Genomic DNA, 23756 nt, shown 5'->3' on the forward strand with positions numbered 1-23756 from the left:
TCTTGGGCGCTATAACAGAGGATTGCGCACGCGGGCGTGACGAGCGTCTCGCTCGCACGCAATCCTCAGAAAAAGGTTCAGCGCCCCGAATCAACTTGCAAGCTCAAAGCCGTAAGATCTTGCCGGGATTCATGATATTGCCCGGATCGATGGCGCGCTTGATCGTTTCCATGACGTCGACCGCGCCGCCAAGCTCTGCTCTCAGGAACTTGATCTTTCCCTGCCCTATGCCGTGCTCACCGGTGCAGGTACCATCCATTGCAATGGCCCGCAAATTGAGGCGCTCGACGAAGGCTTCGACCTTTTGTATCTCCTCGGGGTTCTTTTCATCGAACAGCACGAGCACATGGAAGTTGCCGTCTCCCGCATGGCCGACGATCGGCGCGATGAGGCCGCTGCTCTCGATGTCGGTTTCCGTCTCTACAATGCATTCCGCCAATCGCGAGATCGGCACGCAGACATCCGTCGACAGCGACTGCTTGCCCGGAGCGAGCGTCATGCAGGCGAAGTAGGAGTTATGCCGCGCCGACCAGAGTTTCTCCCGCTCCTCAACATTGGCAGTCCATTTGAACGCGCCGCCGCCATTGGCCGCAGCGATTTCGCCGAAGAGCTCCGCCTGTTCCGCCACCCCGGTTTCACTGCCGTGGAACTCGAGGAAGAGGTAGGGCGCCGGTTCGTAGTCGAGCTTTGAATAGGCGATCATGGCCTGCATTTCGAGCTGGTTGACCAGTTCGATGCGCGCCACGGGGATGCCCATCTGGATGGTTTCGATCACTGTGTTGCAGGCGCTCTCGAGATCGGGAAACGCACAGATGCCACCAGAAATCGCCTGCGGAATGCCGTATAGCTTGAGCGTGAGTTCAACGATGATGCCAAGCGTGCCTTCGGAACCTATGAGAAGCCGCGTCAGGTCGTAGCCCGCGGATGTCTTCTTTACCCGTTTCGACGTGGTGATGAGACGACCGTCAGGCATCACGGCTTTCACAGCCAGAACATTCTCGCGCATTGTGCCGTAGCGCACTGCATTCGTTCCCGAGGCACGCGTTGCCGCCATGCCGCCGAGGCTCGCATTTGCGCCGGGATCAATCGGGAAGAACAGCCCGGTATCGCGCAGATATTCGTTAAGCTCCTTGCGCGTAACGCCAGGTTCGACAACGACATTCAGATCTTCGCTATAGACTTTGAGAATGCGGTTCATGCGCGACAGATCGATCGATATGCCGCCGGCCGGCGCGTTTACATGGCCTTCGAGGGAAGTACCTGTTCCAAACGCGATGACCGGTACCTGCCACTCTGCGCAAAGGCGCACGACCTCCTGCACATCCTCGACGGATTCGGCGAAGACGACGAGATCGGGAGCCTGATTCGGAACGTAGCTCGTGGTGTGGGCATGCTGTTCGCGAATGGATTTGCCGGTTTGGGCATTATCGCCGAAGCGCTTCTTGAGAATCGATACGACAGTTGCAATTCCGTTCTCGTTGCGCAGCAATGCCTCTGCGTCTGCCAGTGCCATTTCAGTCTCCACCCTTCCGCGCATGGTTTACGGCCGAAACCGGCCACAAACTCATGCATGCGCGTTCGCACACTCTTTTTCACCACCACCCGCGCACAAGCGAGGGCTGGGCACAACAATCGAGGATTCATCGATTATCGCTGCATTTTCGGGGAATGCACGTGACTTGTCCAGTTGTAACTCAGTGTGAAAGTTGAAGGCCCAGCGCGTCGCAACGCCGCGTGTCAGTCTTCCTCGTCGTCATCATCGTCCGGATGCCAATCGGTCACCGCGACGAAGCGTTCCTGCTGGCCAGTCTTCTCGAAGACACTGCCGACCGGAGCGTCCAGCAAAGGGATAATGCTCGGATCGTAATTGGCGATCGTATTGACGTCAAAGATGCCGCTGTTCTCCGGATCTTCCATGTAGTCGTCGCTCTCAAACCCGGAAAGGAAGCGCCAGCCACTGTCGAACTCGTTGTCGGGGTCTTCGCGGTACATGAAACGCACCGGAAAACCATCGATCGTTATCGTGTCCGTAGCGATGCAGCCACCATAGTTGCGAATCAATGGCCGTATCTGGTCTTCACTGAGTCGATAGCTCTTTTCCATGACTAATTTTAATTGATCGTCATGGATTTGGCTAGTTTACGGAAGCGATCGGCATATTTGGCCTTCTCACTGTCACGAACGATCAGGATGGCACGGACATAGCGGCTGGCCTCGAAACGGGCAATTTGAGCGACGTAGAGAGGATCGCCGCTTGCCGCATCCTTGGCGCTGCCGTCGATCTCGACCCATTCGGCGCCGTCGGCTTCGGAACTCGATTCATTGTCGGAACTGACATCCTTGATGCCGGTCAGCGACGCAAACGCTTGCCTGGCAAAGTCCATGCGCGTGGACGGCTCGGGCGCCGTATTGAGATTTGAGGCAATGATTACCATCGGCTGTGTGGAGTTCGTCGCAACGTCATTTGCTCCCTCGGTCAAAAGAAACGTCGCGCCGGCGATGACGCGCACAGGACGAAAGCCTGCCATGTCGGTCAGCTTGAAGGGGAGCGATGCGATCTGTTCATCGAGGCTTGGCGGCGGGCGAACGACGATGCTGCGCAGCGCCTGATCGACATCGGCATCGGACAGGCCGCCTTCGACGCCATCGGGAATTTGCACCGTGACCATGGCAGTCGTCGATTGTGCGCCGACGAGCACGATCCACTTGCGATATTTTATGCCTGCCGCCATCTGGCTGCCGCGCATGAGCTTGGAGACGACCGCCCCTTGAACTGGCCAGTTTTCAGGCTGGCCCACAGTTTCGATGCCCGTCTCGCGCAGGCCCTCGGGATTGAATTTCGCCGCCAGTGCCGCGTAGGCGTCGGCGGGCATTTCGGTGACGACGACGGAGGTGCCCTTGGCTGCGTCTTCGAAACCGCTGAAATTGGTGGAAAGCACCAGCCCGGGCGGCGGGACAAGCCCTATGCTCGATCCGCCCGGAAATACGACATCATCAGCGCGGCTTGCCCCAATGCCGGCGAGCAGCAACATCAGAAAGCTTAGGGCAATTGTGACCAGGCGCATTGGCGGTTCCTTACGTGAACGTCATCCAGAAGTAGTGCTCCGCGACGCTTCCCGCAAGCTGTTGGCCTCGTTCGCTGTTTCGCGCTAGCCCAGGTTCTTCTTGAAGAAGCCGATTGTCCTGCCCCAGGCAAGCTCGGCGGCATTCTTGTCGTAACGCGCCTCCGAAGTATCATTGTTGAAAGCGTGATTGGCGCCATCATAGACAAAGATTTCGAAGGTCTTGCCGTTCGCCTCGAGCGCCTTCTTGTAGGCGTCGATGCCCGCATTGATGCGTGTATCGAGCCCGGCATAGTGCAGGAGGAGCGGCGCCTTGATCTTCGGCACGTCTTCAGCCTTGGGCTGGCGCCCGTAATAGGCGACACCTGCGCCAAGATCGGGCGCATTGACGGCAAGGTCATTGACAAGCCCGCCGCCCCAGCAGAAGCCGACGACCCCGACCTTGCCGTTGGTGGCCTTGTCGTTCTTCAGATAGTCGATGGTCGCGACACCTTCGGCAATCGCCGTGCTGGCATCGAGCGCCCCGATCATGTCGCGGGCCTTGTCCTCATCCGGCGGCGTTCCCCCCGAAACGGACAAAAGGTCAGGCGCGAGCGCAACAAAGCCTTCGAGCGCCATGCGCCGCGCGACATCGCGGATATGATCGTTCAAGCCACGATTTTCATGAATGACGACAACGCCGGGAAGCTTGCCGGACGCATCTGCAGGGCTTGCCCTATAGCCCTTGATCTCGCCTTTGGATCCGGGAAACACGACATCCTTCGTGAGAAGGCGCTTGTCGTCGGCAGCGACGATGGCCGCTCTCGCGGAATTTGCCGCCAGCAGCGGGGCGATCATGGCGGCCGCAGCACCGGAGCCCGCAAGCTTGGTCAATTTGTCCATGAAAGAGCGCCGGTCAAGCGTCAGGTGCGTATACTCGTCATAGGCATCGACCATGGCCTGCGTGATTTTCGGAGTAGCGTTAGGATCATTCATGACAGCCTCACCCTTGTTGGGGGGCGAGGCGCCGACCTTTCACATCAGCGCTTGCAGCGGTGTGAAAGGATACCGGTTGAGAGGGCAACGCCAAGCCCGGTTATCAATGCTGCCGCAATCTCCCAGACGCCGACCGGTTCGTCAAGGAAGACGGCACCACCCAGCGCGGCAAGAACCGGCGTAAGGGCGCTGAAGGCCGCTGCCTGGCTGCCGCCGAGCACACGCACAGCGATCCCATAGGCGAGCATGGCGGCGAGGCCCGACAGGATGCCCTGGCTGAGAAACTGCAACCCGATCTCCGCCAGGGGAACGCTGGTGATGGCCGTACCGAAGACAAGCGCGAGGCCAATGTGGATGATGATAGACCAGACCGCAATCAACGCGCCGCCTTCAAGCGCCGTGAGGCCGGAGCGCTTGAACGCATGCGTATAGCCTGCCCACAGCAGAGCTCCCAGCGGCAGAAAGGTAACGCTGATCCACCCGATCGCGTGGCTGCCGAGCGCGATGGTAAGAAGTATCGCAAGACCGGCCACTATTGCGGCAAGGCCGAGCCAGCGGGTGAAATCAGGCCGCTCCCCGAAGACGACCACGCCGATCAGCGCGGCAGCCAGCGGCATCGATCCGCCGAGCAATACGCCCACCGCGGAAGCAGGCGTGGAATGGATGGCAGAGGTGGTGATCTGGAAGAAGAGTGCCCCTGCCCCGCAGACCATGATGGCGACAAGCATGACCGGCACGCCGCGCGGAATGAGTCCGGTTCTGAGCCAGACTGGCGCAAGGACGAGCGCCGGAACACCATAGCGGATCAAGCCGAGATCGATGGTGCCAAGGTGTGTTGCGCTGCTGTGGCGGGTGGCGATGATCCACGTCGCCCAGATAAGGATGGTAATCAATGCGCCGGCGTAACCGGCTCCCAGTGAATTGGACTTCTTCATTTCGGGGGCAAGAGCAACCATCGGAATGTCCTTTCGTTTCGTCCGAAACATCGTTCGGTTGAGAGAACAATACGGCAAACCGTCGAAGCATGTCCTTGCAAGTTGCTGCCGCTCTGCCTATGCTTTCAGCAACTTTCGGGAAGTTTTATCTCTATAAAAGGTCATTTATGCCAAATATGGATAATTTTGATATCAGCATTCTTGAGGCGTTGCAGGAGGATGCGCGTGCAACCAATGTCGAGATCGCCGAGAAGGTGAACCTCTCCCCGTCCCCCTGCCTGCGCCGTATCCGCAACCTCGAAAAATCTGGCGTGATCCGTGGCTACCGGGCCGACATCGACCGCAAGGCCGTAGGCCTCGGCTTGACGGTTTTCGTGGAAATAAAGGTCGGGCACCACAGCCGCGAAAACTCGGAAGCGCAGCAGGCCGCGCTCCTGGCGATGCCCGAGGTCACCGCCGCTTTCCTCATTTCAGGTACGGCAGACTTTCTGGCCGAAGTGGTGGTCGAAGACCTCAGCGCCTATGAACGCTTCCTCACCGACAAGTTGCTCCTCTTGCCCGGCGTCGCCGATATACGCTCCAACTTCGCCATCCGGACGGTGAAGACCGGCGCACCGCTGAAATTGCCGCAGCGATAATGCTCACTTCGGCAATGTATAGGCCATGACGTAATCGCCGGGCTTGGTACCGACCGAACCGTGACCGCCGGCGACGATGACGACATATTGCTTGCCGTCGGCGAGCGCATAGGTCATCGGCGTCGACTGGCCACCGGCTGGCAACCGCGTCTCCCACAATTGCTTGCCGCTCGTGAGATCGTAGGCCCTGAGATAATCATCGACAGCCGCGCCGAGGAAGGCGACGCCGCCTGCCGTGATCATCGGCCCGCCGATGCCCGGCACCCCGACCTTGAATGGCAAGGGCAGCGGCGAAGAATCGCGGACAGTGCCGTTGCGGCGCTTATAGGCGATTTTGCCGGTGCGCAGATCCGCCCCGGCGACATAGCCCCACGGCGGCGCCTGGCAAGGCAAGCCAAGCGGCGAGACGAACGGGCCCATATAGACCGCATAGGGGGCGCCTTCATTGCGGTTGAGGCCCTGCTCGCTGCCTTTCGTACCCGCGCCGGGCGGCGGCACTTCGGCACGTGGCACCAGCCGCGAGGTGAAGGCGAGATAGGTCGGCATGCCGAACATCACCTGGCGCGCCGGATCAACCGCGACACTGCCCCAGTTGAACACACCGAAATTGCCGGGATAGATCAGCGAGCCTTGCAGCGAGGGCGGCGTATAGCGCCCGTCATAGCGCAGGCGAAGAAACTCGACGCGGCAGGCGAGCTGGTCGAACATCGACACGCCCCACATGTCCTTGCCCGTCAGGCGCTGCGGCATGAAGGTAAGGTCCGAAACCGGCTGCGTCGGTGACGTGAAATCGCCTTCGATGGCGCCCGTTGGCGCCGGCACTTCGTTGACCGGTATGATCGGTTCGCCCGTGCGCCGGTTAAGAACATAGATGTCGCCCTGCTTGGTGGGTCCGACCAGGGCCGGCACCGAGCCCGTAGCCGTGTTGATATCGACAAGCACCGGCTGGGCCGGGATGTCCATATCCCAGAGGTCGTGATGCACGGTCTGGCGCACCCAGCGCAACTGCCCGGAGTTCAGATCGAGGGCAACGATGGATGAGGAGAATTTCTCGACATTCTCGCTGCGCCCCGCTCCCAGCTGGTCGGGCGTCTGGTTGCCGAGCGGCACGAAGAGGAGGCCAAGCTTCTCATCGACGCTGGATACCGACCAGCTGTTCGGTGAGTTATGCGTATAGGTCTGTCCTTCGGGCAACGGCGTCGTTACGTCCGGATTGCCGGAATCCCAGTTCCAGATCAGGGCGCCGGTATTGATGTCAAAGGCGCGGATGACCCCGGATTGTTCGTGGACCGAGTAATTGTCATTGACGGCGCCGCCGACAATAATCTTGCCAGCCGCGATGACCGGCGGCGATGTCGAGTAGTAATAGCCGGCGGGATTGTAGGGCATGCCCTTTTCAAGATGCACTGTGCCCTTGTCGCCGAAGGACGGGCAGATTTGGCCATTGGCGGCATCGAGGGCAATCAGACGGGCGTCAGATGTCGGCAAATACACGCGCTCGGCGCAAGGTTGCCCCGCCGTCACATTCGGATCGGCATAATAGGAGACGCCGCGACACGTCTGATGCTGGCGATCCGGGTTGAGACCGACATTCGGATCGAACTTCCATTTCTCCTTGCCCGTCGCCGCATCGATAGCGATCGCCCAATTGTGCGGCGTGCACAGATAGAGCGTATCGTGGACCTTGAGCGGCGTGACCTGATAGGTGGTTTCGCCAACGTCCTGAGGCAGCTTCACATCGCCGGTCTGATATTGCCAGGCGAGCTGCAGGTTGCCGACATTCTCGGTCGTGATTTGCTTCAACGGCGAATAGCGCTGGCCGTAGGGCGTGCGGCCATATTGGTGCCATTCATTGTCCGGCACATTGCCGCCAAGGTCAGGCGTGGCAACGATGACTTCCTTGCTGAGTTCGCCCACGATCTCAAGCGGATCGCCTGTCATCGCGTAGCCGGCAACGCCGAGCCCGACGATTGCCGAGATGGCCAATGGCAGTGCCGGCAGAAAATCAGAGGGCGACCTTCCCTCTTCCTCGTTGAGCTCACGCCGGATCCATGGGGTCAGTAACCAGAGCGCGAAAAGCATGATCACGCCGCCGCGCGGCGCAAGCTGCCACCAGTCGAACCCGATCTCCCAGATCGCCCAGGCCAATGTGCCTATGACCAGAACGGCGTAGATGATGAGGGCGGAACTGCGCTTGCGAAAAAGCTGGATCGACGTGGCAAGGAAGAGGATGCCAGCGATGAGATAGTACCAGCTGCCGCCGAGAATAATGAGCCAGATCCCGCCGACGCCAAGCACCGCTGCAAAGATGAAGAAGATGAGCGCCGTCAGAGTGATTGCCATGGTGGGGGTCCTTTCCAGGCTCAATCAGGTTCGGTTCGGTGGCCTTGGCATGCGGCTGCGAATGCGCCGGCGGCTGCCAGAGTCGGCTCTGGTCAAAATGGGTAAGCCTTTAAATTGCTTGAAGCAATATCGACTAAGGAACAATGCAACCGGAGATATACACCGCTCAAGCCCTCTCAGCGCGCGCCCGTTCTCTTTTTGTATCGCTTTTATCTAGTTTTTCGATCCCGAATCATTACATTGGGTTCAAATGGCCGGATTGCCTGACGATATTCCATTCTTCGATGAACCTGAGGCGCCGCGGCGTCCATCGGGCATAGCTGCGCGCGCCATGCAGGCGCGCGGCGCACCGCCTTACCTCAATGGCCTCAATCCCGAGCAACGCCTTGCCGTGGAGACGACGGAGGGACCTGTCCTCGTCCTCGCCGGTGCCGGCACGGGCAAGACCCGGGTTCTGACCTCCCGCATCGCGCATATCCTCTCGCTCGGCAAAGCCTATCCGAGCCAGATACTCGCCGTGACCTTCACAAACAAGGCCGCGCGCGAGATGAAAGAGCGCATCGGGGTCCTTGTCGGCGGCGCCGTCGAAGGCATGCCCTGGCTTGGCACGTTTCACTCGATCGGTGTCAAGCTCCTGCGCCGGCACGCCGAACTCGTCGGGCTCAAATCCGATTTCACCATTCTCGATACGGACGACGTGATCCGCCTCATCAAGCAGATTATCCAGGCCGAGGGAATCGACGACAAGCGCTGGCCCGCCAAGCAATTCGCGCTGATGATCGACAGCTGGAAAAACAAGGGCCTCGGTCCGGCTGAGATACCGGAGGGCGATGCGCGGTCATTTGCCAACGGCAAGGGGCGCGAACTCTATACGGCCTATCAAAACCGCTTGAAGACGCTCAATGCCTGCGATTTCGGCGATCTTTTATGTCATCCGATCCGCATGTTCCGCGCCAATCCGGATGTTCTGAAGGAATATCACGCAAAGTTCCGCTACATTCTGGTCGACGAGTATCAGGACACGAACACCGCCCAATATATGTGGCTGCGCCTGATTTCGCAGGGGTCGAAGAATGTTTGCTGCGTCGGCGACGACGACCAGTCCATCTATGGCTGGCGCGGCGCGGAGGTGGACAATATCCTGCGCTTCGAGAAGGATTTCCCCGGGGCCAAGGTCATCCGCCTCGAGCGCAACTATCGCTCGACCGCACACATTCTCGGAGCTGCCTCCTACCTCATCTCGCACAACGAAGGCCGGCTCGGCAAAACGCTCTTCACCGATGCGGCAAACCCAGACGATGCCAAGGTCAACGTCCACGCCGCCTGGGATTCCGAAGAGGAAGCCCGCGCTGTCGGCGAGGAAATCGAGCAGGCGCAGCGTCGCGGCCACAATCTCAACGACATGGCAATCCTCGTGCGCGCCTCCCACCAGATGCGCGAATTCGAAGACCGCTTCGTCACGCTCGGACTGAACTACCGGGTTGTAGGCGGACCGCGTTTTTACGAACGCCTCGAGATACGCGATGCCCTCGCCTATCTGCGTGTCGTGGCGCAGACTTCCGACGATCTTGCCCTGGAGCGCATCGTCAACACGCCGAAGCGCGGGCTTGGCGAGGCAGCAATCCGCCAATTGCATGATTATGCCCGCGCCCGCGACATCAGCATGTTCGATGCCGCCGTCGACCTTGTCGAAACCGAAGAGCTGAAGCCGAAGCCGCGTTCAGCGCTGCGCGAAGTCATCGAGAACTTCAAGCGCTGGCAGGCGCTCATCGACAATACCCCGCATACGGAACTCGCCGAGCAAATCCTCGACGAATCCGGTTATACCGCGATGTGGCAGGCGGATCGGTCGGCCGAAGCGCCTGGCCGGTTGGAAAACCTCAAGGAATTGATTCGCTCGATGGAGGAATACGAGTCGCTGCGCTCGTTCCTCGAACATGTCGCGCTGGTCATGGATGCCGAGCGGAACGAGAACCTTGACGCGGTCAATATCATGACGCTGCATTCGGCCAAGGGACTGGAGTTCGAGACTGTATTTCTCCCCGGTTGGGAGGAAGGTCTTTTTCCGAACCAGCGGGCGCTTGACGAAGGCGGAAGGTCCGGCCTCGAAGAGGAGCGCCGCCTCGCCTATGTTGGGCTGACCCGCGCCAAGAAGAACCTTCACATCTGGTTCGTCTCCAACCGGCGCATCCATGGTCTGTGGCAATCGACGATCCCCTCGCGCTTTCTCGAAGAACTGCCGGAAGCGCATGTGGACGTTGTCGCGGGTGGCGATTCCTATGGAGGCTATGGCGGACGCGGCGGTTATGGCCAGTCGCGTTTCGACCGCGCCGACCCGTTCGAGAACAGCTATTCGACCCCCGGCTGGCAGCGCGCGCAGCAGCATCGCTCTGACGCCACACGCAATAATTGGGGCTCACGCTCAGGCGCGAAGGTGGAGCGGATCGGCTATGGCGAGACGGATTCGGGCTTCGGCGCCGGACGCGGCTCGGTAAAGGGCCGCACCATCGATGGCGAACTCGTGGCGAAATCCGTCAGCGAAACGCCCTCCAACTTCGACGTCGGCGACCGCGTCTTCCATATCAAATTCGGCAACGGCAACGTGTCCTCGATCGAAGGCAACAAGCTGACGATCGATTTCGACAAGGCCGGCCAGAAGCGCGTGCTCGACAGTTTCGTCCAGGCGATTTGATTGGCTGGATTAAACCAGCCAATCGCCGTGAACCCAGCCTGAAAAGTCTGGCTTTCCTGAAGCCTCGAGCACCGAAACGTAGCGCCATTTGCCGCTGGCTTCGTGCACCAGAACCTTCGTACCATCGGGCAGCATATTATGAACCAGGGGGAACGACGCCCCTGCGCCGGAGCGGATGTTGAGCCCGCTCGGGCAATGCACGACCATCACCGCATCCCCATCTTCGGCCTCGCCCTTCACCTTGGCCTTGAACGTCGCCATGTCCCAGGCCGGGCCCGGATCGGACTTGCGGCCGGGCGCGATATCGTCGTGGCCGAGAATATCCTCGATGGCATATTCGGCGCAGATCGACTGGACCGCCGCGAGCACGGTCTCGACCTGCGCCGTCGTGAAAACCTCCCACCCGCAATCGGGCGCGCCGAACTTGTGCCTGGCTTCGATAACCTTTTGACCTTCGACCGGCGCACCCGTCCACGATACCCAGCCGGCGCCGCTCTTCTTCAAAGGTCCCCAGTTCTCGATCTCGATGCCGATCGCAGAATTGTTGAGGCCGGAATACTGCCGGCCGCCCTTGCCGGTCCAGCGGCTTTGACCCGCGTGCCATGCAACCTTGTCGAAGGGCACGCACTGAAAGATCGACCCATCGCGCGGCACGACGAGGTGAGCCGCGACGTTGGCGGACTTTTGCGAAAAATATCGGGCGATATCGGCGTCCGGCCCACTTGCAGTATAGTGAATAACGATGAATTTCGGGGCCAGCGCGCCGCCGACATTGGGCGAAGCAATGAACGGAATCTGGGAACCGATCGAAGCAAGCCTATGATTTTTAATCGTGAATTTCATGACCAGTTTCCTTGATGCAGAACTGGTCCTAACCTATACGTTATAAGAATAAATTCCTATTAGACGAAAGGGCTACCATAATCCGCCATCGTAGCCGGCCACCCTCTATTCGGGCTTGCCCTTGCTCCAGGTCACATTGCCGGCAAAGAGCGGGATGGTCGAGATCGAGGTCTTGGCCGAGCCGTCCTGAACCTGCGTCGCATGCGCGAGATAGATCAACGAATTGTTGGGTTTGTCGTAGATGCGGGTGATGACGAGCTTCTTCCAGATAAGGCTGGTGCGCTCGGAGAATACGCGTTCCCCGCCTTCGCCGAGTTCGATATCGCCAATGGTCACCGGGCCCGTCTGCTGGCACGAAATCGACGCATTGGACGGGTCTTCGAACCAGTTGCCCTTTTGCAGCCGATCGATAACCCCGCGGGAGAAAGAAGCAAGGTGGCAGGTCACGCCCTCCACTTTCGGATCATGGACCGCATCGATGACGATATCATTGCCGAACCAGTCGACGCCCACCTTGCCGACCTCCTCGGCTTTTGCCGGCTGGAATGCCGCGACGCCGAAAAGCATGAGTGCAATCAATGTCTTCTTCATTCAAATCTCCGGAGGTTCAAAACGTTCGCCAGAGACAGTTGGCGATTTAAGGCGGCGATTGCAAGCCATTATGAGCCGGGGCGATGCCCTTCCCACTTTGCCAGGAAGTCTTCGATGGAAAGCGATTGGATGTCGGGGATTGCCTCGAAGATGCTGTCGAGCGGCCAGTCCCACCACGCAAGTTCGATGAGGCGTGGCGCGATCGTCTGCGGGAAACGCGGCCGTATCATCCTTGCCGGGCTGCCGGCGACGATCATATAGGGCTCGACATTGCGCGTGACCACGGCATTGGCGCCGATGACGGCGCCGTGCCCGATCTCGACAGCGGGCATGATCACCGCTCCGTGGCCGATCCAGACATCGTGGCCGATGCGGACCCGCTTCGCCTGTCTGCGGGCGCGAAACGCGTTGTCGATGCCCTGAAAGCGGAAATATTCATTGGGGCGATAGCTGACCTTGTGCATCGTCAACCGCTCCATGGGATGTTCGAGCGCGTTGATGCGAACATTGGCGGCGATCGAACAGAAGCGCCCGATGTCGGCGTAGATACCCTCGCTGTGCCGTTCCAGATAGGAGAAATCGCCGACCGTCACGTCGCGCAGGATCACTCTTTCACCGACTTCCGCATATTTGCCGAGCTTGACGCCCTTGAGCTGCGCGGTCGGATGGATACGCGGCTGCTCGTTCATGAAACGGGGATCGTTGGTGTCAGCCATGGCATCTTCTCGAAACTGGTTGGCGGGCATCGGGCCCACGGCATTTCTTTTGCATAAACCGCCGGCAAATCCTATATTCGCGTCATGAAAACATCGCCGTCGGTCAGCACACCCAGATTGACGCTCTACGCAGCGCTCGCGCTCGGCGCGTCAGTCGCAACGGGGCTGACCTTTGCCGCATGGTTCAACAATAGCGATTCGATCTTTCTTTCTCTCATTAATGCGGGTCTTGCCTGGTGCATGTAGCCGCCACGCCGTCCCGGAGCCTTCATCCATGAATAGACGCCTGCTGCCCCTGCTCATTGCGGCGACCTTGCTTGTTGTGGCCGCGGCCGGATGGGTCACTTTTGAGGCGTCGCGCAAGAGCGCAGGCGGGGCGCAAGGCCCGTTCGGTTCAGCGTTTCAACTGACGACGATGAATGGCGAGCCGATCACCGAAGCAGCATTCCGGCAAAAGCCCTCGGCAATCTTCTTCGGCTTCACCCATTGCCCGGAGATCTGCCCGACGACCCTCTTCGAACTTGACGGCTGGCTGAAAAAGCTCGGACCCGAGGCGGACGGCGTCAACGCCTATTTCGTCACTGTCGATCCGGAGCGGGATGACGCGGCAACGCTGAAAGCCTATGTCGGTAATGTTTCCGATCGCATCGTCGGCGTCACCGGCGAGCCCGACAAGCTTGCCGCCATGCTCAAGGGCTACAGCGTCTACGCCCGCAAGGTTCCCGTAGAGGGAGGTGATGGCTACACCATGGACCACACTGCGTCGATCTATCTGCTCGACAGCAAGGGTGGCTTCTTCGGCACCATTGCCTATGGCGAAAATCCTGATACGGCTGTCGAGAAATTGCAACGCCTCGCCAAGAGCTGAAAGTTCCCTGATGACCACGCAGACCCGTCTTTTCCTCACCGCCGGCAAGATCGAGGCCAGCCGCGTCTTCGCCCTGTTGGAGCGCGCATTCGAAGAGGACGGCCTGCCGATATCTTCCTCGGAAATCGATGAGGATCGCGAAATCTTCGAAGTCTCGGTCTATACGTTCGAGCCCGACGAGATCGAGGCGCGCATGCGCGACGTACTCGGCAGCGATATGTTCGGTCTTGAGCTCCAGCGCGAACAGGTGCCGGATATCGACTGGGTGGCGCATTCGCTCGAAGGACTGAAACCTGTGCGCGCCGGACGCTTCTTCGTCCATGGCTCGCATGATCGCGACAAGCGGCGGATCAACGATCTCGCCATCGAGATCGACGCCGGCCAGGCTTTCGGTACCGGCCACCACGGCACCACGTCCGGTTGTCTCGACATGATCGGGGAAGTGATCCGCAGGGACCATCCGCAAAACGCGCTTGATCTCGGCACAGGCAGTGCCGTCCTTGCCATCGGCATTGCCAAGCTCGCACCGATCCCGGTGCTTGCGACCGATATCGATCCTGTTGCGGTAGCGGTCGCCCGCGAAAATGTCGTCAAGAACGGTGTCGCCGCTCGCGTCAAAACCGAAACGGCGACCGGGTTCCACCATCCGGCAATGCGTCTTGCGGCGCCATTCGATCTGATCGTTGCCAATATCCTGGCGCGGCCGCTGATGCAGTTAGCGCCCGAAATGCGCAGGCACCTCGCCTATGGCGGCTCGCTGATCCTTTCTGGAATACTGGAGTCACAGCGCGAAAAGGTTTTGGCAGCCTATCGTATCCAGGGGCTATTCCACCAGAAGACGTTGCACCGCGAAGGCTGGGTGACGCTGCATCTCAAGTCCCGCGCAACCTACTGAAGCGTCAAACGGAATAGATCCTGTGCCGGTATCTTTCGCGCGGCGCGTCGATGGCGCGCACGGCATAGCGGCCCATTTGGGCCGTGCGACAGGAAACCAGGTTTTCAAGGGCTGTCTTGAAAAATCCGCGGATCTTCTGGGCCATGTCTCATCTCCGTGATTATGGTGGCAGACCGATCCTCCCGCTTCGAATCTAGCTGATTTTGCCCGCCTCCCGCCAGCGCGGTTCACGCATGGCAGTGATGCACCTCACACATGCGCCCCGCAATAATTCTGCAATCTTCCTGTGCGGCTGCTGATTCCCGCGGCAAAATTCGCTCTGCGCATCGCCTCTTCCATTGCGCGAGCGCGGCCGTGGCGATAGGTTCGGCCTCCAACAAAAGAGGTCAGATTAATCATGTTCCAGTCGTTTGAGGTCGTCAGCAATCCAGCTACCGGCGGCCCCCGCGTTGCAAAACTGCGCGCCGAACTCGAATCCGTTGGTCTTGACGGATTTCTGGTACCGCGCGCCGACGAGCATCAGGGCGAGTACGTGCCCGCCCGCGCACGGCGGCTCGCATGGCTGACCGGCTTCACCGGGTCGGCCGGCGTCGCCTTGATCATGAAGGACAAGGCCTATCTCTTTGTCGATGGCCGCTACACATTGCAGGCGGCGGAACAGACCGATCCCAACGTTTTCACCGTGGAAAGCCTGGTCGATACGCCGCCGCCGGTATGGCTGCGCAACGCCGAACGGAAATTCACGATCGGCTTCGATCCCTGGCTTCATACGGTAAGCGAAACCAAGGCGCTGCGCGAGGCGCTCGAGAAAAATGGCGGCACGCTCGTTGCGGTGAAGGATAATCTCGTTGATTTGATCTGGGACGGCCAGCCCTCGGCGCCGCTCGAACAGGTCACGATCCAGCCCGAAAAATATGCCGGTAAGCTTGCCAGCGAGAAACTGCATGAGATGGCCGAGACGGTTGCCAAGGCCAAGGCCGATGCGACCATCCTCACTGATCCGTCATCGATCGCCTGGGCTTTCAACATTCGCGGCAACGATGTCAGCAATACGCCGCTCCCCCTCGCCTTTGCCCTCATCCCGGCGAGCGGTGAGCCGCTTCTCTTCATCGACAAGCGCAAGCTGCCGATCGAGACCGAAGCATACCTTACCCAGCTTTCGACGCTGCGCGCGCCGTCGACCCTCGAAGGCGACGTTGCTGCCTTTGCCGCTGGAGGCAAGACGGTGATGCTCGACCCGGCGCTTGCAGCAGAAAAACTGCGCCTGATCATCGAGCAGGCAGGCGGCAAGGTGGCCGACGGTCTTGATCCCGCACGCCTGCCACGCGCGGTGAAGAATGCTGTGGAACTTCAGGGCGCCCGCAAGTCGCATGAGCGCGACGGCGTCGCCATGGTGTCATTCCTGTCGTGGATCGACACGCAGGCACCCGGCACGATCGACGAGATCAAGGCGGCGACCAGGCTTGAAGAAACGCGGCGCAAGGTGGCCGAAGGTTTCCAGATGCCGCTTGAAAACCTGTCCTTCGACAGCATTTCCGGCGCTGGTCCGAACGGCGCTTTCGCCCACTACCGCGTCAGCACCCAGTCGAACCGCGTGCTCCAGGACGGCGAACTCTATCTGATCGATAGCGGTGGCCAATACCGCGACGGCACCACCGATATCACCCGCACTCTGCCAGTCGGCACGCCGACCGAGGACATGAAGCGCAAGTTCACCCTTGTGCTCAAGGGCATGATCGCCATTTCCACGGCGCGCTTTCCGAAGGGGACACGCGGCATGGATATCGACGTTCTCGCCCGTATTGCCTTGTGGAAGCAGGGTTACGACTATGGCCATGGCACCGGCCACGGCGTCGGCTCGTTCCTGTCCGTTCATGAGGGGCCGCAGAGCATCTCGAAGCGCGGCGTCCATGAGCTGCTTCCGGGCATGATCCTTTCGAACGAGCCCGGCTATTACAAGCCCGGCGGCTACGGTATCCGTACCGAGAACCTGCTGATCGTCACCGAGCCGTCGGTGCCGGAGGGCGGCGACTTGCCGATGATGGGTTTCGAGACGATCACCCTGTGCCCGATCGACAAGCGCCTCATCGACACCGATCTTCTCGTGCGCGATGAACTCGTCTGGCTTGACGATTATCACGCCCGCGTGCGCGAAACCCTGCTGCCGCATGCGAGCGGCGAGGAACGCGAGTGGCTGATCGCGGCGACCGAGCCCTTCGGCCACGAACCGAAGGGCTGAGATCGGCTCAGGAAAACTGGCGCAGCAGGATGATCATTGCTGCGCCGGCAAGAAACATCGTCAGCGCATTGAAGCGCAGCGAAACCAGCCCGGCAAAGACGAGCGCAACCAGCCCGCGCCAATCGGCGGTGGCGATGGCAGGCGCGACAAGCGTCGTCAATACCGCCGCGGGAACGGCATTGAGGGCAACCTCGACGCGCGGGTGAATGCGCTCAAAGCGCGAGAGTACGAGGTGCCCGCCGATACGGGTCAGGAATGTCAGGATCGCGCCGGCAACCGTAATCCAGAAGATCGACGACATCTCAGTCCTTCCCTTGCGCTTTTTCAGCTTTGGCGACGATGACAGCGACGAGTATGCCGGCAAGTGCGCCAATGCTCACATGCCAAGGCGAGCCGATGGTCTTGTAGGCGATGATCGATACGACGCCACTGGCGATGACGATAGGTCCCCAATTATCGCGCTTGCGGAACCCCATGACGAGACCGAGAAAATAGATCGGCAGCAGCATGTCGATGCCAAGCGCATGGGGATCTGAAATGAGATTGCCGAAGAGGCCGCCGATCCAGGCTTCCAGCACCCACATGATATAGATCGGCGTCGCAACGCCGAGGTACCAGATAAAGGTTACAGGCTTGCCGGATTCAGCCCGCTTCTCGGTTTCCGCATATTGCGGATCGGTGAGCAGGAAATAGCTCAAAAGGCTCTGGAGTGGCTTGAAATGGCCGATACGCCGTCCGACGGCTGCCGAATAGAGCACGTGCCGGAAATTGACCGCAAAGATCGAAAAGACGATCAGCCAGGCGGGAACATTATGGCCAAAGAGTTCGATGCCGACCATCTGGCTGGCGCCGCCGAAAATCGACGCACTCATGAACACTGCTTCGCCGACAGTAAAACCATTATCGATGGCAAGTGCGCCGAACAGCAGCCCGAATGGCGCCGACGCGACCATGATAGGCAGGCCCTTTACAAAGCCTTCCCAAAACTGCGTGCGGGAACTCGTCTCGCCGGTGGCCGTCCGCTGATATATTTGTTCGTCCATCGCCGTGCTCTAGGCCATACGCGCGGGTGTGTCACGCGACATTTGTTGATCGATAAGATCAATGTTGCTGCAGTGAACCCTATCCGGTCCACCTGCCGATACGTTTACAATGTAACGACTTCAGTGACGAGCGTGCCCTCGATGGATCGACCCCAGTCGATCAACGGTCTGGATCGCAAGGCGAAATCAAACAGATCATCGGCAAGCTCCGGCGCGGTAATCGCCCTAGGGTCGATGGCGTGGCGCACGACGAAACCCCGGTTGCGCAGCGCTTCGATCAGATCCGCATCCGTCACATGGTCGAAGCCGCGCGGCGTTCGCTTCAACCGGTCGCTGTCGCGCAATTCAAGGCCGTTCCTGCGCAGGGCCTCGACCATCGCACGGTATTTCTCCGGCTTCGTGACAATCGATTTGCGCATGGCGGTGAGGAGCTCGCCCTTCGGCTGCCACCAGGCCACCGCCGCATAGCAGCCGCGATAATCTTCAAGCCCGACGCAAACGTAAAAGCACCCGGTTTCGGTCCATTTGCTGCCATCCGGAGAAAGCAATGCCGAAAGATGCCGGTTATAGGGGCTCTTGTCCTTGGCGAAGCGCGTGTCGCGCTTTATCCGAAACTGCGACTTCTTGCGATCGCCTTTAAACGGGAGGCCTGCCTTTTCGAAGCGGGCGATCAGGTCTTCGACGAGATCGCCGAGCGGTTCGTAGAGATGGGCCTCGAAAAGATCCTTGTTTTCGAGGAACCATTCCCGATTCTGATGGAAATCCAGCGCTTTGAGGAAAGGCAATGCCTTGTCGCCAAAGCCCTTGAACAGCGGCTCGCTCATGCCCCCACCAACGTAAACCACGAATCCTCGTCAATGACTTCGATGCCGAGCGTTTGCGCCTGCGCGAGCTTCGAGCCGGCGCCGGGCCCAGCAACGACAAGATCGGTTTTCTTGGAGACGGACCCCGCGGTCTTCGCGCCGTAGCGTTCGGCCATCGCCTTCGCCTCGTCGCGCGACATGCGCTCGAGCGACCCTGTGAAGACGATCGTCTTGCCCGCCACGGGCGAGTCGTTGACTGTCTTCACTTCCTCGTCGAGCGGTGTCACTTCGGCAAGAAGCGCCGCAAGCGCCTCGCGGTTGTGTTCCTCCGCGTAAAAATCGACGAGCGCCTCGGCGACGATGCTGCCGATACCTTCAACGTCGTTGAGTTCGCGCCAGGCATCGTTGCCCTTGTCGGATCTGTCCTTCGGCATCTCGGCCGCCATGGCTGTCTCGGCCAGCCGTGCATAGGAGCGGAAGGCTTTCGCCAGCCGCTTCGCATTGACTTCGCCGACATGGCGTATGCCAAGGCCGTAGATGAAGCGGCTCAATGACACTTCCCGCCTGTCGTCGATGGCGTCATAGAGCTTTTTGACCGATAGGGTGCCAAAACCGTCGATATTTTCCAGCTTCGCCAAGGAGTTGGCTTGCCGCTTCTTCAACGTGAAGATGTCGGCTGGCGTACCGATATGAAGCGCGGGATTGTCCGATTTGAAGAAAAACTCGACCTGCTTTTCGCCAAGTCCCTCAATGTCGAACGCGTTGCGCGAGACGAAATGCCGTATCCGCTCCACGGCCTGGGCCGGGCAGATCAGCCCGCCGGTGCAGCGACGCACCGCCTCGCCTTCCTCGCGCACGGCATGGGAGCCGCAAGCCGGGCATGTGTCGGGAAAGACGTAAGGAGCCGATCCGCGCGGCTTGTCGGCCACGATATCGACGATCTGCGGAATGACGTCGCCGGCGCGTTGCACGACGACCGTATCGCCGATGCGCAAGTCGCGACCTTCCCTGATCGGCTGACCGTTCTGACCAATACCCTTGATGTAATCTTCATTGTGCAGGGTGACGTTGGTGACGACAACGCCGCCTACCGTGACCGGTTCCAGCCGCGCAACCGGCGTCAGCGCCCCCGTGCGTCCGACCTGAATATCGATCCCGCGCAGTATGGTCATCGCCCGTTCCGCCGGGAACTTGTGGGCGATGGCCCAGCGCGGGCTGCGCGAAACGAAGCCAAGCCGCTGCTGCAGGGCAAGCTCGTCGACCTTGTAGACCACCCCGTCGATGTCGTAGCCGAGAAGCGCGCGCTGTTCCTCGATCTGGTGGTAATGCTTGACCAGCCCCTCCACCGTCTCGAACCGCTGCATCAGCGGGTTGACGCGGAATCCACAGTCCTTGAAGGCCGCAACCATCCCCATCTGGGTCTTCGCCGGCATCTCGCTGATTTCGCCCCAGGCATAGGCAAAGAACTGCAGCGGGCGCGACGCCGTGATCGTGGCATCAAGCTGGCGCAGCGATCCTGCCGCGGCATTGCGCGGGTTGGCAAAGATTTGCTTGCCTTCCTTGGCCTGGCGTTCATTGAGCGCGGCGAAATCCGCATGGCTCATATAAACCTCGCCGCGCACCTCGAGCACCTCTGGCGGCTTGCCGCTGAGGACGTTCGGAATGCTCGCAACGGTACGGGCATTGAGCGTGACATTCTCGCCGGTCGCCCCGTCGCCGCGCGTCGCCGCCGTCACGAGCCGCCCGAGTTCGTAGCGCAGGGACAGCGACAGGCCATCGATCTTCGGCTCGGCAGTGATGGCTACCGGGGCATCGGCGCCAAGCTTTAGGAAGCGGCGGATACGGCCGACAAAATCCGCAACGTCGCTGTCGGAAAAAGCGTTGTCCAACGACAGCATCGGAATGGCATGCGTAACCTTGCCGAACTTTTCCGAAACGCTGGCGCCGACCTTGTTGGAGGGCGAATCTTCGCGCTTCAGGTGCGGGAAGCGCTGCTCGATGGCAAGGTTGCGTCGGCGCAGGGCGTCATACTCGGCATCCGAGATGATCGGCGCGTCCTCCGTATTATAGCGATAGTCGTGCTGGGCGATCTCTGCCGCCAGACGGCCAAGTTCCTCGGCCGCTTCCGGCTCAGTCAGTTTTTCTACGGGGGTGTCTGCCATGGCCTGTCCGACGCTGAATATACGGATTCGGACGGGAGATTAGCCTAACATATTGCGAAAAGCATCGTGCAATCTGCGCGTTGGGGGCGCAGCCGCCACCTCCTGCCATAACTCAGGAAATGGCGGCGGCGTTCTCGCGCAAAAGCCGGACCGCCGCGGCGCGGGCCTCGTCGGTGACGCTGGCGCCTGCAAGCATGCGGGCGATTTCCTCCTGCCGGTCGTTCGTTTCCATCGCCCGGATGGATGTCGCAACCCGGTCATCGCCGGCTGCTGATTTCGCAATGAGAAAGTGTGTCTGTGCCCTTGCAGCCACCTGCGGCGCGTGCGTTACCGAAAGCACCTGGACCTGACCGGCAAGGCGACGCAGCCGTTGGCCGATCGCATCGGCAACAGCGCCGCCCACGCCCGTGTCGATTTCGTCAAAGACGAGGGTCGGGGCCGAACCACGATCGGCAAGCGCCACCTTGAGCGCCAGCAGAAAGCGCGAAAGTTCGCCGCCGGACGCAACCTTCATCATGGGCCCGGCACGCGTGCCGGGGTTTGTCCGCACCCAATATTCGATCGTGTCGATGCCATCGGCGCTGCGGTTTGCCGGATCCGTCTTGATTTCGACGATGAACTCGGCGCGCTCGAGCTTGAGCGCCGGCAGTTCGGCCATCACCGCCTGCTTGAGATGATCAGCGGTTTCGCGGCGATCGGCGGAAAGCACAGTCGCTGCTCGATCATAGGCATCGCGCGCTGCCGTTGCCTCAAGTTCCAGCGCGGCAAGCCGCTCGGCGCCTGCATCGATATCGGCGAGATCGGCATCCATCCTATCGCGCAGCGCGGCAAGATCGTCGACTGCGACCGAATATTTACGCGCCGCTGCACGCAGAGCAAAAAGTCGCTCCTCCGTCTGTTCGAGGACGCGCGGGTCAAAATCAATGGCGCGAATCGCATGTTCGACGCCATTTTGCGCTTCGGCGAGTGCATTGAGCGCTTCATCGATCGCCTTGACGAGCGGTTCAAGCAGTTGCGGCGCTTCGGGAACCTTGCGTTCGAGCCGGCGAACCAGACTCGCCAGCGACGGCACTGGCGACCCGTTGCCTGAAAGCACCTCATTGGCATCGTTGACGTCGCCCGCAATCTTTTCGGATCGCATCATATCTGTCCGCTTGATCGCCAGCGTCTCTTCTTCCTGTGGCTCAGGATCGAGCTTGGCGAGTTCTTCGACGGACGCGCGCAAATAGTCGGCCTCGCGCGCGGCGGCCTCAACCTTGGCCCGGTGGCGCACGAGCGAATGCTCAGCGTCGCGCCATGCCTTGTGCAAATCGCGAACCAGCGCCGCCTTGACTTCCAGCGCCCCGAAGGCGTCGAGCAGCGTGCGATGAATGTCGATATCGACAAGAGCACGATCGTCGTGCTGTCCGTGAATTTCGACAAGCCGCTTTCCGAGCTCGCGCAGCAGGGTCACGCTTGCCGCCTGATCGTTGATGAACACGCGGCTGCGGCCGTCAGCGGTCTGGACGCGGCGCAAGATGATGTCGCCATCGTCATCGATGTCGTTGTCGCGCAGCAAGGCACGGGCCGGATGACCGCCGGTCACATCGAATACGGCCGTTACCTGGCCCTGGTCGGCCCCATGACGAACGAGCGAGGCGTCGCCGCGCGCTCCGAGAGCCAGCGACAGCGCGTCGAGAAGGATGGATTTGCCGGCACCTGTCTCGCCGGTCAGCACCGACAGGCCATCGCGAAACTCGATGTCGAGCCGTTCAATCAGAACAATATCGCGGATCGACAAATGCGAAAGCATGGATCGCTCAGGTTAGGGTCAGACGCCGTCTTTACCACCAGTAATAGCCGCTGCGGCTTTGGAAAGCCACGATCCAGCGCTTTCACGCGGCTGCAATCCACCGCTTTGCAAGAGCTTGTAGCTGTCCTTGTACCACTGGCTGTCCGGATAGTTCTGGCCGAGCACAGCGGCCGCGGCCTGCGCTTCGTTAGTAACGCCCAAGGCATAGTAAGCCTCGGTCAGGCGCGCCAAAGCTTCTTCAACGTGGCGGGTGTTCGAATATTGCTCGACAACGCCGCGGAAGCGCTTGATGGCGGCGACATAATCCTTCCGCTCCAGATAATAGCGGCCCACCTGCATTTCCTTGCCGGCGAGCTGGTCGCGGCCGAAGCGTATCTTCGCGCGCGAGTCTTCGACATATTCGGAATCCGGGAAACGCTCGACCACCTCGTTGAAGGCGGCAATCGAACGGCGCGTCATGCTCTGTTCGCGCGTCACGTCCGGGATCTGCCGATAATAGGCAAGGCCCGTGATGTAATAGGCGTAAGCCGCTTCCGGCTGGTTCGGATAGAGCGCGATGTAGCGCTTGGTCATGTTGACCGCTTCGTCATACTTGCCGGCGCGGTAATTGGCGAAAGCGCCCATGACCAGCGACTTGCGCGCAAATTCCGAATAGGGATGCTGGCGGTCGACCGCGTCGAACTTCTTGGCGGCCTCGTCAAGACGGCCGGAATTCAGATTGGCGAGCGCCTGATTGTAAAGAACGTCGGCGGGCTCGATCGTGTCGACATAGGCGTTGAGATCGATATCGTCATCCTTAGATGCACAACTTGTAATTGCCAATGCGCCGGCGATCGGAACAAGGAGAAGGGTCAGTCTGGCCTTGCCGCCAAACCGCTTATTCATCGACATTCTGCAGTTCGCCATGCTCTCTCCGGCCCCACACATAATTCAAGAGCATCACTCGCAAACCTGTTGGCCACGCTTGCGACTCATGCTCAAACAAAGTCAATCTTACCGTCGGTTGGGCGTTCATAAACCACAAGCCGAAAGAATCAGCAATCTTATTGCCATCCAATCGTCCAATTTTGTGGCGGAGCTCAAAAAGGTGGCGGAATAAGCAGTAAAGATTACTTCGGAAACCGGATAATACGCTTCAAATCATAAGGTTGAGGCAATT

Annotated in this window: 22 protein-coding genes; 6 read left to right on the forward strand and 16 right to left on the reverse strand. The window is 60.1% G+C overall.

Features of this window, described 5'->3' with window-relative positions; translation table 11 throughout:
- Positions 1 to 103: 103 nt before the first annotated feature.
- The 5 genes from AC1DNI_RS09135 to AC1DNI_RS09155 all read right to left on the reverse strand — a co-directional run bounded on the left by AC1DNI_RS09135 (position 104) and on the right by AC1DNI_RS09155 (position 4993).
- The gene (locus AC1DNI_RS09135) at positions 104 to 1513 is read right to left on the reverse strand and encodes an FAD-binding oxidoreductase (RefSeq protein ID WP_477691653.1); all 1410 of its coding nucleotides are present in this window, start codon (positions 1511 to 1513) and stop codon (positions 104 to 106) included.
- Between the two features lie 224 nt (positions 1514 to 1737).
- Positions 1738 to 2103, reverse strand: coding sequence for a DUF2185 domain-containing protein (locus AC1DNI_RS09140; RefSeq protein WP_027231871.1), 366 nt, complete (start codon positions 2101 to 2103; stop codon positions 1738 to 1740).
- A gap of 8 nt (positions 2104 to 2111) precedes the next feature.
- Positions 2112 to 3065 carry a hypothetical protein gene (locus AC1DNI_RS09145; RefSeq protein ID WP_477691654.1) on the reverse strand — a complete coding sequence of 318 codons (954 nt, stop codon included), beginning with the start codon at positions 3063 to 3065 and terminating at the stop codon, positions 2112 to 2114.
- Positions 3066 to 3149: 84 nt separating this feature from the next.
- A complete protein-coding gene (locus tag AC1DNI_RS09150) occupies positions 3150 to 4037 on the reverse strand; it encodes a dienelactone hydrolase family protein (protein WP_477691655.1) in 888 nt (295 codons plus the stop codon).
- A 44-nt stretch (positions 4038 to 4081) separates the two neighbouring features.
- Entirely contained in the window at positions 4082 to 4993 is a 912-nt protein-coding gene (locus AC1DNI_RS09155) for a DMT family transporter (protein WP_477691656.1), read from the reverse strand.
- A 146-nt stretch (positions 4994 to 5139) separates the two neighbouring features.
- On the opposite strand from AC1DNI_RS09155, the gene AC1DNI_RS09160 reads away from it, so the two are divergent.
- Positions 5140 to 5610, forward strand: a complete 471-nt coding sequence (locus AC1DNI_RS09160) for an Lrp/AsnC family transcriptional regulator (RefSeq protein WP_477691657.1) — start codon at positions 5140 to 5142, stop codon at positions 5608 to 5610.
- 3 nt (positions 5611 to 5613) lie between these two features.
- On the opposite strand, the gene AC1DNI_RS09165 is transcribed toward AC1DNI_RS09160, so the two are convergent.
- Positions 5614 to 7953: a glucose/quinate/shikimate family membrane-bound PQQ-dependent dehydrogenase gene (locus AC1DNI_RS09165; protein WP_477691658.1), complete on the reverse strand. Its 2340-nt coding sequence runs from the start codon at positions 7951 to 7953 to the stop codon at positions 5614 to 5616.
- 250 nt (positions 7954 to 8203) lie between these two features.
- Here AC1DNI_RS09165 and AC1DNI_RS09170 point away from each other — a divergent pair, with 250 nt between their 5' ends.
- Complete coding sequence (locus AC1DNI_RS09170; protein ID WP_477691659.1) at positions 8204 to 10645, forward strand: ATP-dependent helicase; 2442 nt, start codon at positions 8204 to 8206, stop codon at positions 10643 to 10645.
- Positions 10646 to 10654: 9 nt separating this feature from the next.
- Here the strand turns inward: AC1DNI_RS09170 and AC1DNI_RS09175 are convergent, their stop codons facing one another.
- The 3 genes from AC1DNI_RS09175 to AC1DNI_RS09185 form a co-directional block, all read right to left on the reverse strand.
- Positions 10655 to 11488 (reverse strand): N-acetylmuramoyl-L-alanine amidase, encoded by an 834-nt coding sequence (locus AC1DNI_RS09175; protein WP_477691660.1) that lies wholly within the window; start codon positions 11486 to 11488, stop codon positions 10655 to 10657.
- Positions 11489 to 11593: 105 nt separating this feature from the next.
- Positions 11594 to 12079, reverse strand: coding sequence for a CreA family protein (locus AC1DNI_RS09180; RefSeq protein ID WP_477691661.1), 486 nt, complete (start codon positions 12077 to 12079; stop codon positions 11594 to 11596).
- Between the two features lie 68 nt (positions 12080 to 12147).
- Positions 12148 to 12795, reverse strand: a complete 648-nt coding sequence (locus AC1DNI_RS09185; RefSeq protein ID WP_477691662.1) for a DapH/DapD/GlmU-related protein — start codon at positions 12793 to 12795, stop codon at positions 12148 to 12150.
- A 117-nt stretch (positions 12796 to 12912) separates the two neighbouring features.
- Between AC1DNI_RS09185 and AC1DNI_RS09190 the strand changes: the two genes are divergently transcribed.
- Genes AC1DNI_RS09190 through AC1DNI_RS09200 form a run of 3 tightly spaced genes read left to right on the forward strand, consistent with a single transcriptional unit; the run spans position 12913 to position 14558 of the window.
- On the forward strand, positions 12913 to 13041 hold the full coding sequence (locus AC1DNI_RS09190) for a hypothetical protein (protein ID WP_477691663.1): 129 nt from the start codon (positions 12913 to 12915) through the stop codon (positions 13039 to 13041).
- 28 nt (positions 13042 to 13069) lie between these two features.
- The gene (locus AC1DNI_RS09195) at positions 13070 to 13663 is read left to right on the forward strand and encodes an SCO family protein (RefSeq protein WP_153668679.1); all 594 of its coding nucleotides are present in this window, start codon (positions 13070 to 13072) and stop codon (positions 13661 to 13663) included.
- Positions 13664 to 13673: 10 nt separating this feature from the next.
- Positions 13674 to 14558 (forward strand): 50S ribosomal protein L11 methyltransferase, encoded by an 885-nt coding sequence (locus AC1DNI_RS09200; RefSeq protein ID WP_477691664.1) that lies wholly within the window; start codon positions 13674 to 13676, stop codon positions 14556 to 14558.
- A 4-nt stretch (positions 14559 to 14562) separates the two neighbouring features.
- On the opposite strand, the gene AC1DNI_RS09205 is transcribed toward AC1DNI_RS09200, so the two are convergent.
- Complete coding sequence (locus AC1DNI_RS09205; protein ID WP_153668675.1) at positions 14563 to 14703, reverse strand: hypothetical protein; 141 nt, start codon at positions 14701 to 14703, stop codon at positions 14563 to 14565.
- A gap of 249 nt (positions 14704 to 14952) precedes the next feature.
- Here AC1DNI_RS09205 and AC1DNI_RS09210 point away from each other — a divergent pair, with 249 nt between their 5' ends.
- Positions 14953 to 16797 (forward strand): aminopeptidase P family protein, encoded by a 1845-nt coding sequence (locus AC1DNI_RS09210; RefSeq protein WP_477691786.1) that lies wholly within the window; start codon positions 14953 to 14955, stop codon positions 16795 to 16797.
- 7 nt (positions 16798 to 16804) lie between these two features.
- On the opposite strand, the gene AC1DNI_RS09215 is transcribed toward AC1DNI_RS09210, so the two are convergent.
- From AC1DNI_RS09215 to AC1DNI_RS09240, 6 genes are all read right to left on the reverse strand, one after another.
- Positions 16805 to 17098 (reverse strand): AzlD family protein, encoded by a 294-nt coding sequence (locus AC1DNI_RS09215; RefSeq protein WP_027231884.1) that lies wholly within the window; start codon positions 17096 to 17098, stop codon positions 16805 to 16807.
- A 1-nt stretch (position 17099) separates the two neighbouring features.
- Complete coding sequence (locus tag AC1DNI_RS09220) at positions 17100 to 17840, reverse strand: AzlC family ABC transporter permease (protein ID WP_477691665.1); 741 nt, start codon at positions 17838 to 17840, stop codon at positions 17100 to 17102.
- A gap of 104 nt (positions 17841 to 17944) precedes the next feature.
- Positions 17945 to 18664, reverse strand: a complete 720-nt coding sequence (locus AC1DNI_RS09225) for a DUF2461 domain-containing protein (protein ID WP_477691666.1) — start codon at positions 18662 to 18664, stop codon at positions 17945 to 17947.
- Positions 18661 to 20805 (reverse strand): NAD-dependent DNA ligase LigA, encoded by a 2145-nt coding sequence (ligA, locus tag AC1DNI_RS09230; protein ID WP_477691667.1) that lies wholly within the window; start codon positions 20803 to 20805, stop codon positions 18661 to 18663. Before ligA ends, AC1DNI_RS09225 begins: the two co-directional genes overlap by 4 nt.
- Positions 20806 to 20917: 112 nt before the next feature.
- Positions 20918 to 22597, reverse strand: a complete 1680-nt coding sequence (gene recN, locus AC1DNI_RS09235; RefSeq protein ID WP_477691668.1) for a DNA repair protein RecN — start codon at positions 22595 to 22597, stop codon at positions 20918 to 20920.
- 18 nt (positions 22598 to 22615) lie between these two features.
- The gene (locus AC1DNI_RS09240) at positions 22616 to 23482 is read right to left on the reverse strand and encodes an outer membrane protein assembly factor BamD (RefSeq protein WP_477691669.1); all 867 of its coding nucleotides are present in this window, start codon (positions 23480 to 23482) and stop codon (positions 22616 to 22618) included.
- Positions 23483 to 23756: the final 274 nt, after the last annotated feature.

Source organism: Phyllobacterium sp. 01N428 (assembly GCF_056399405.1).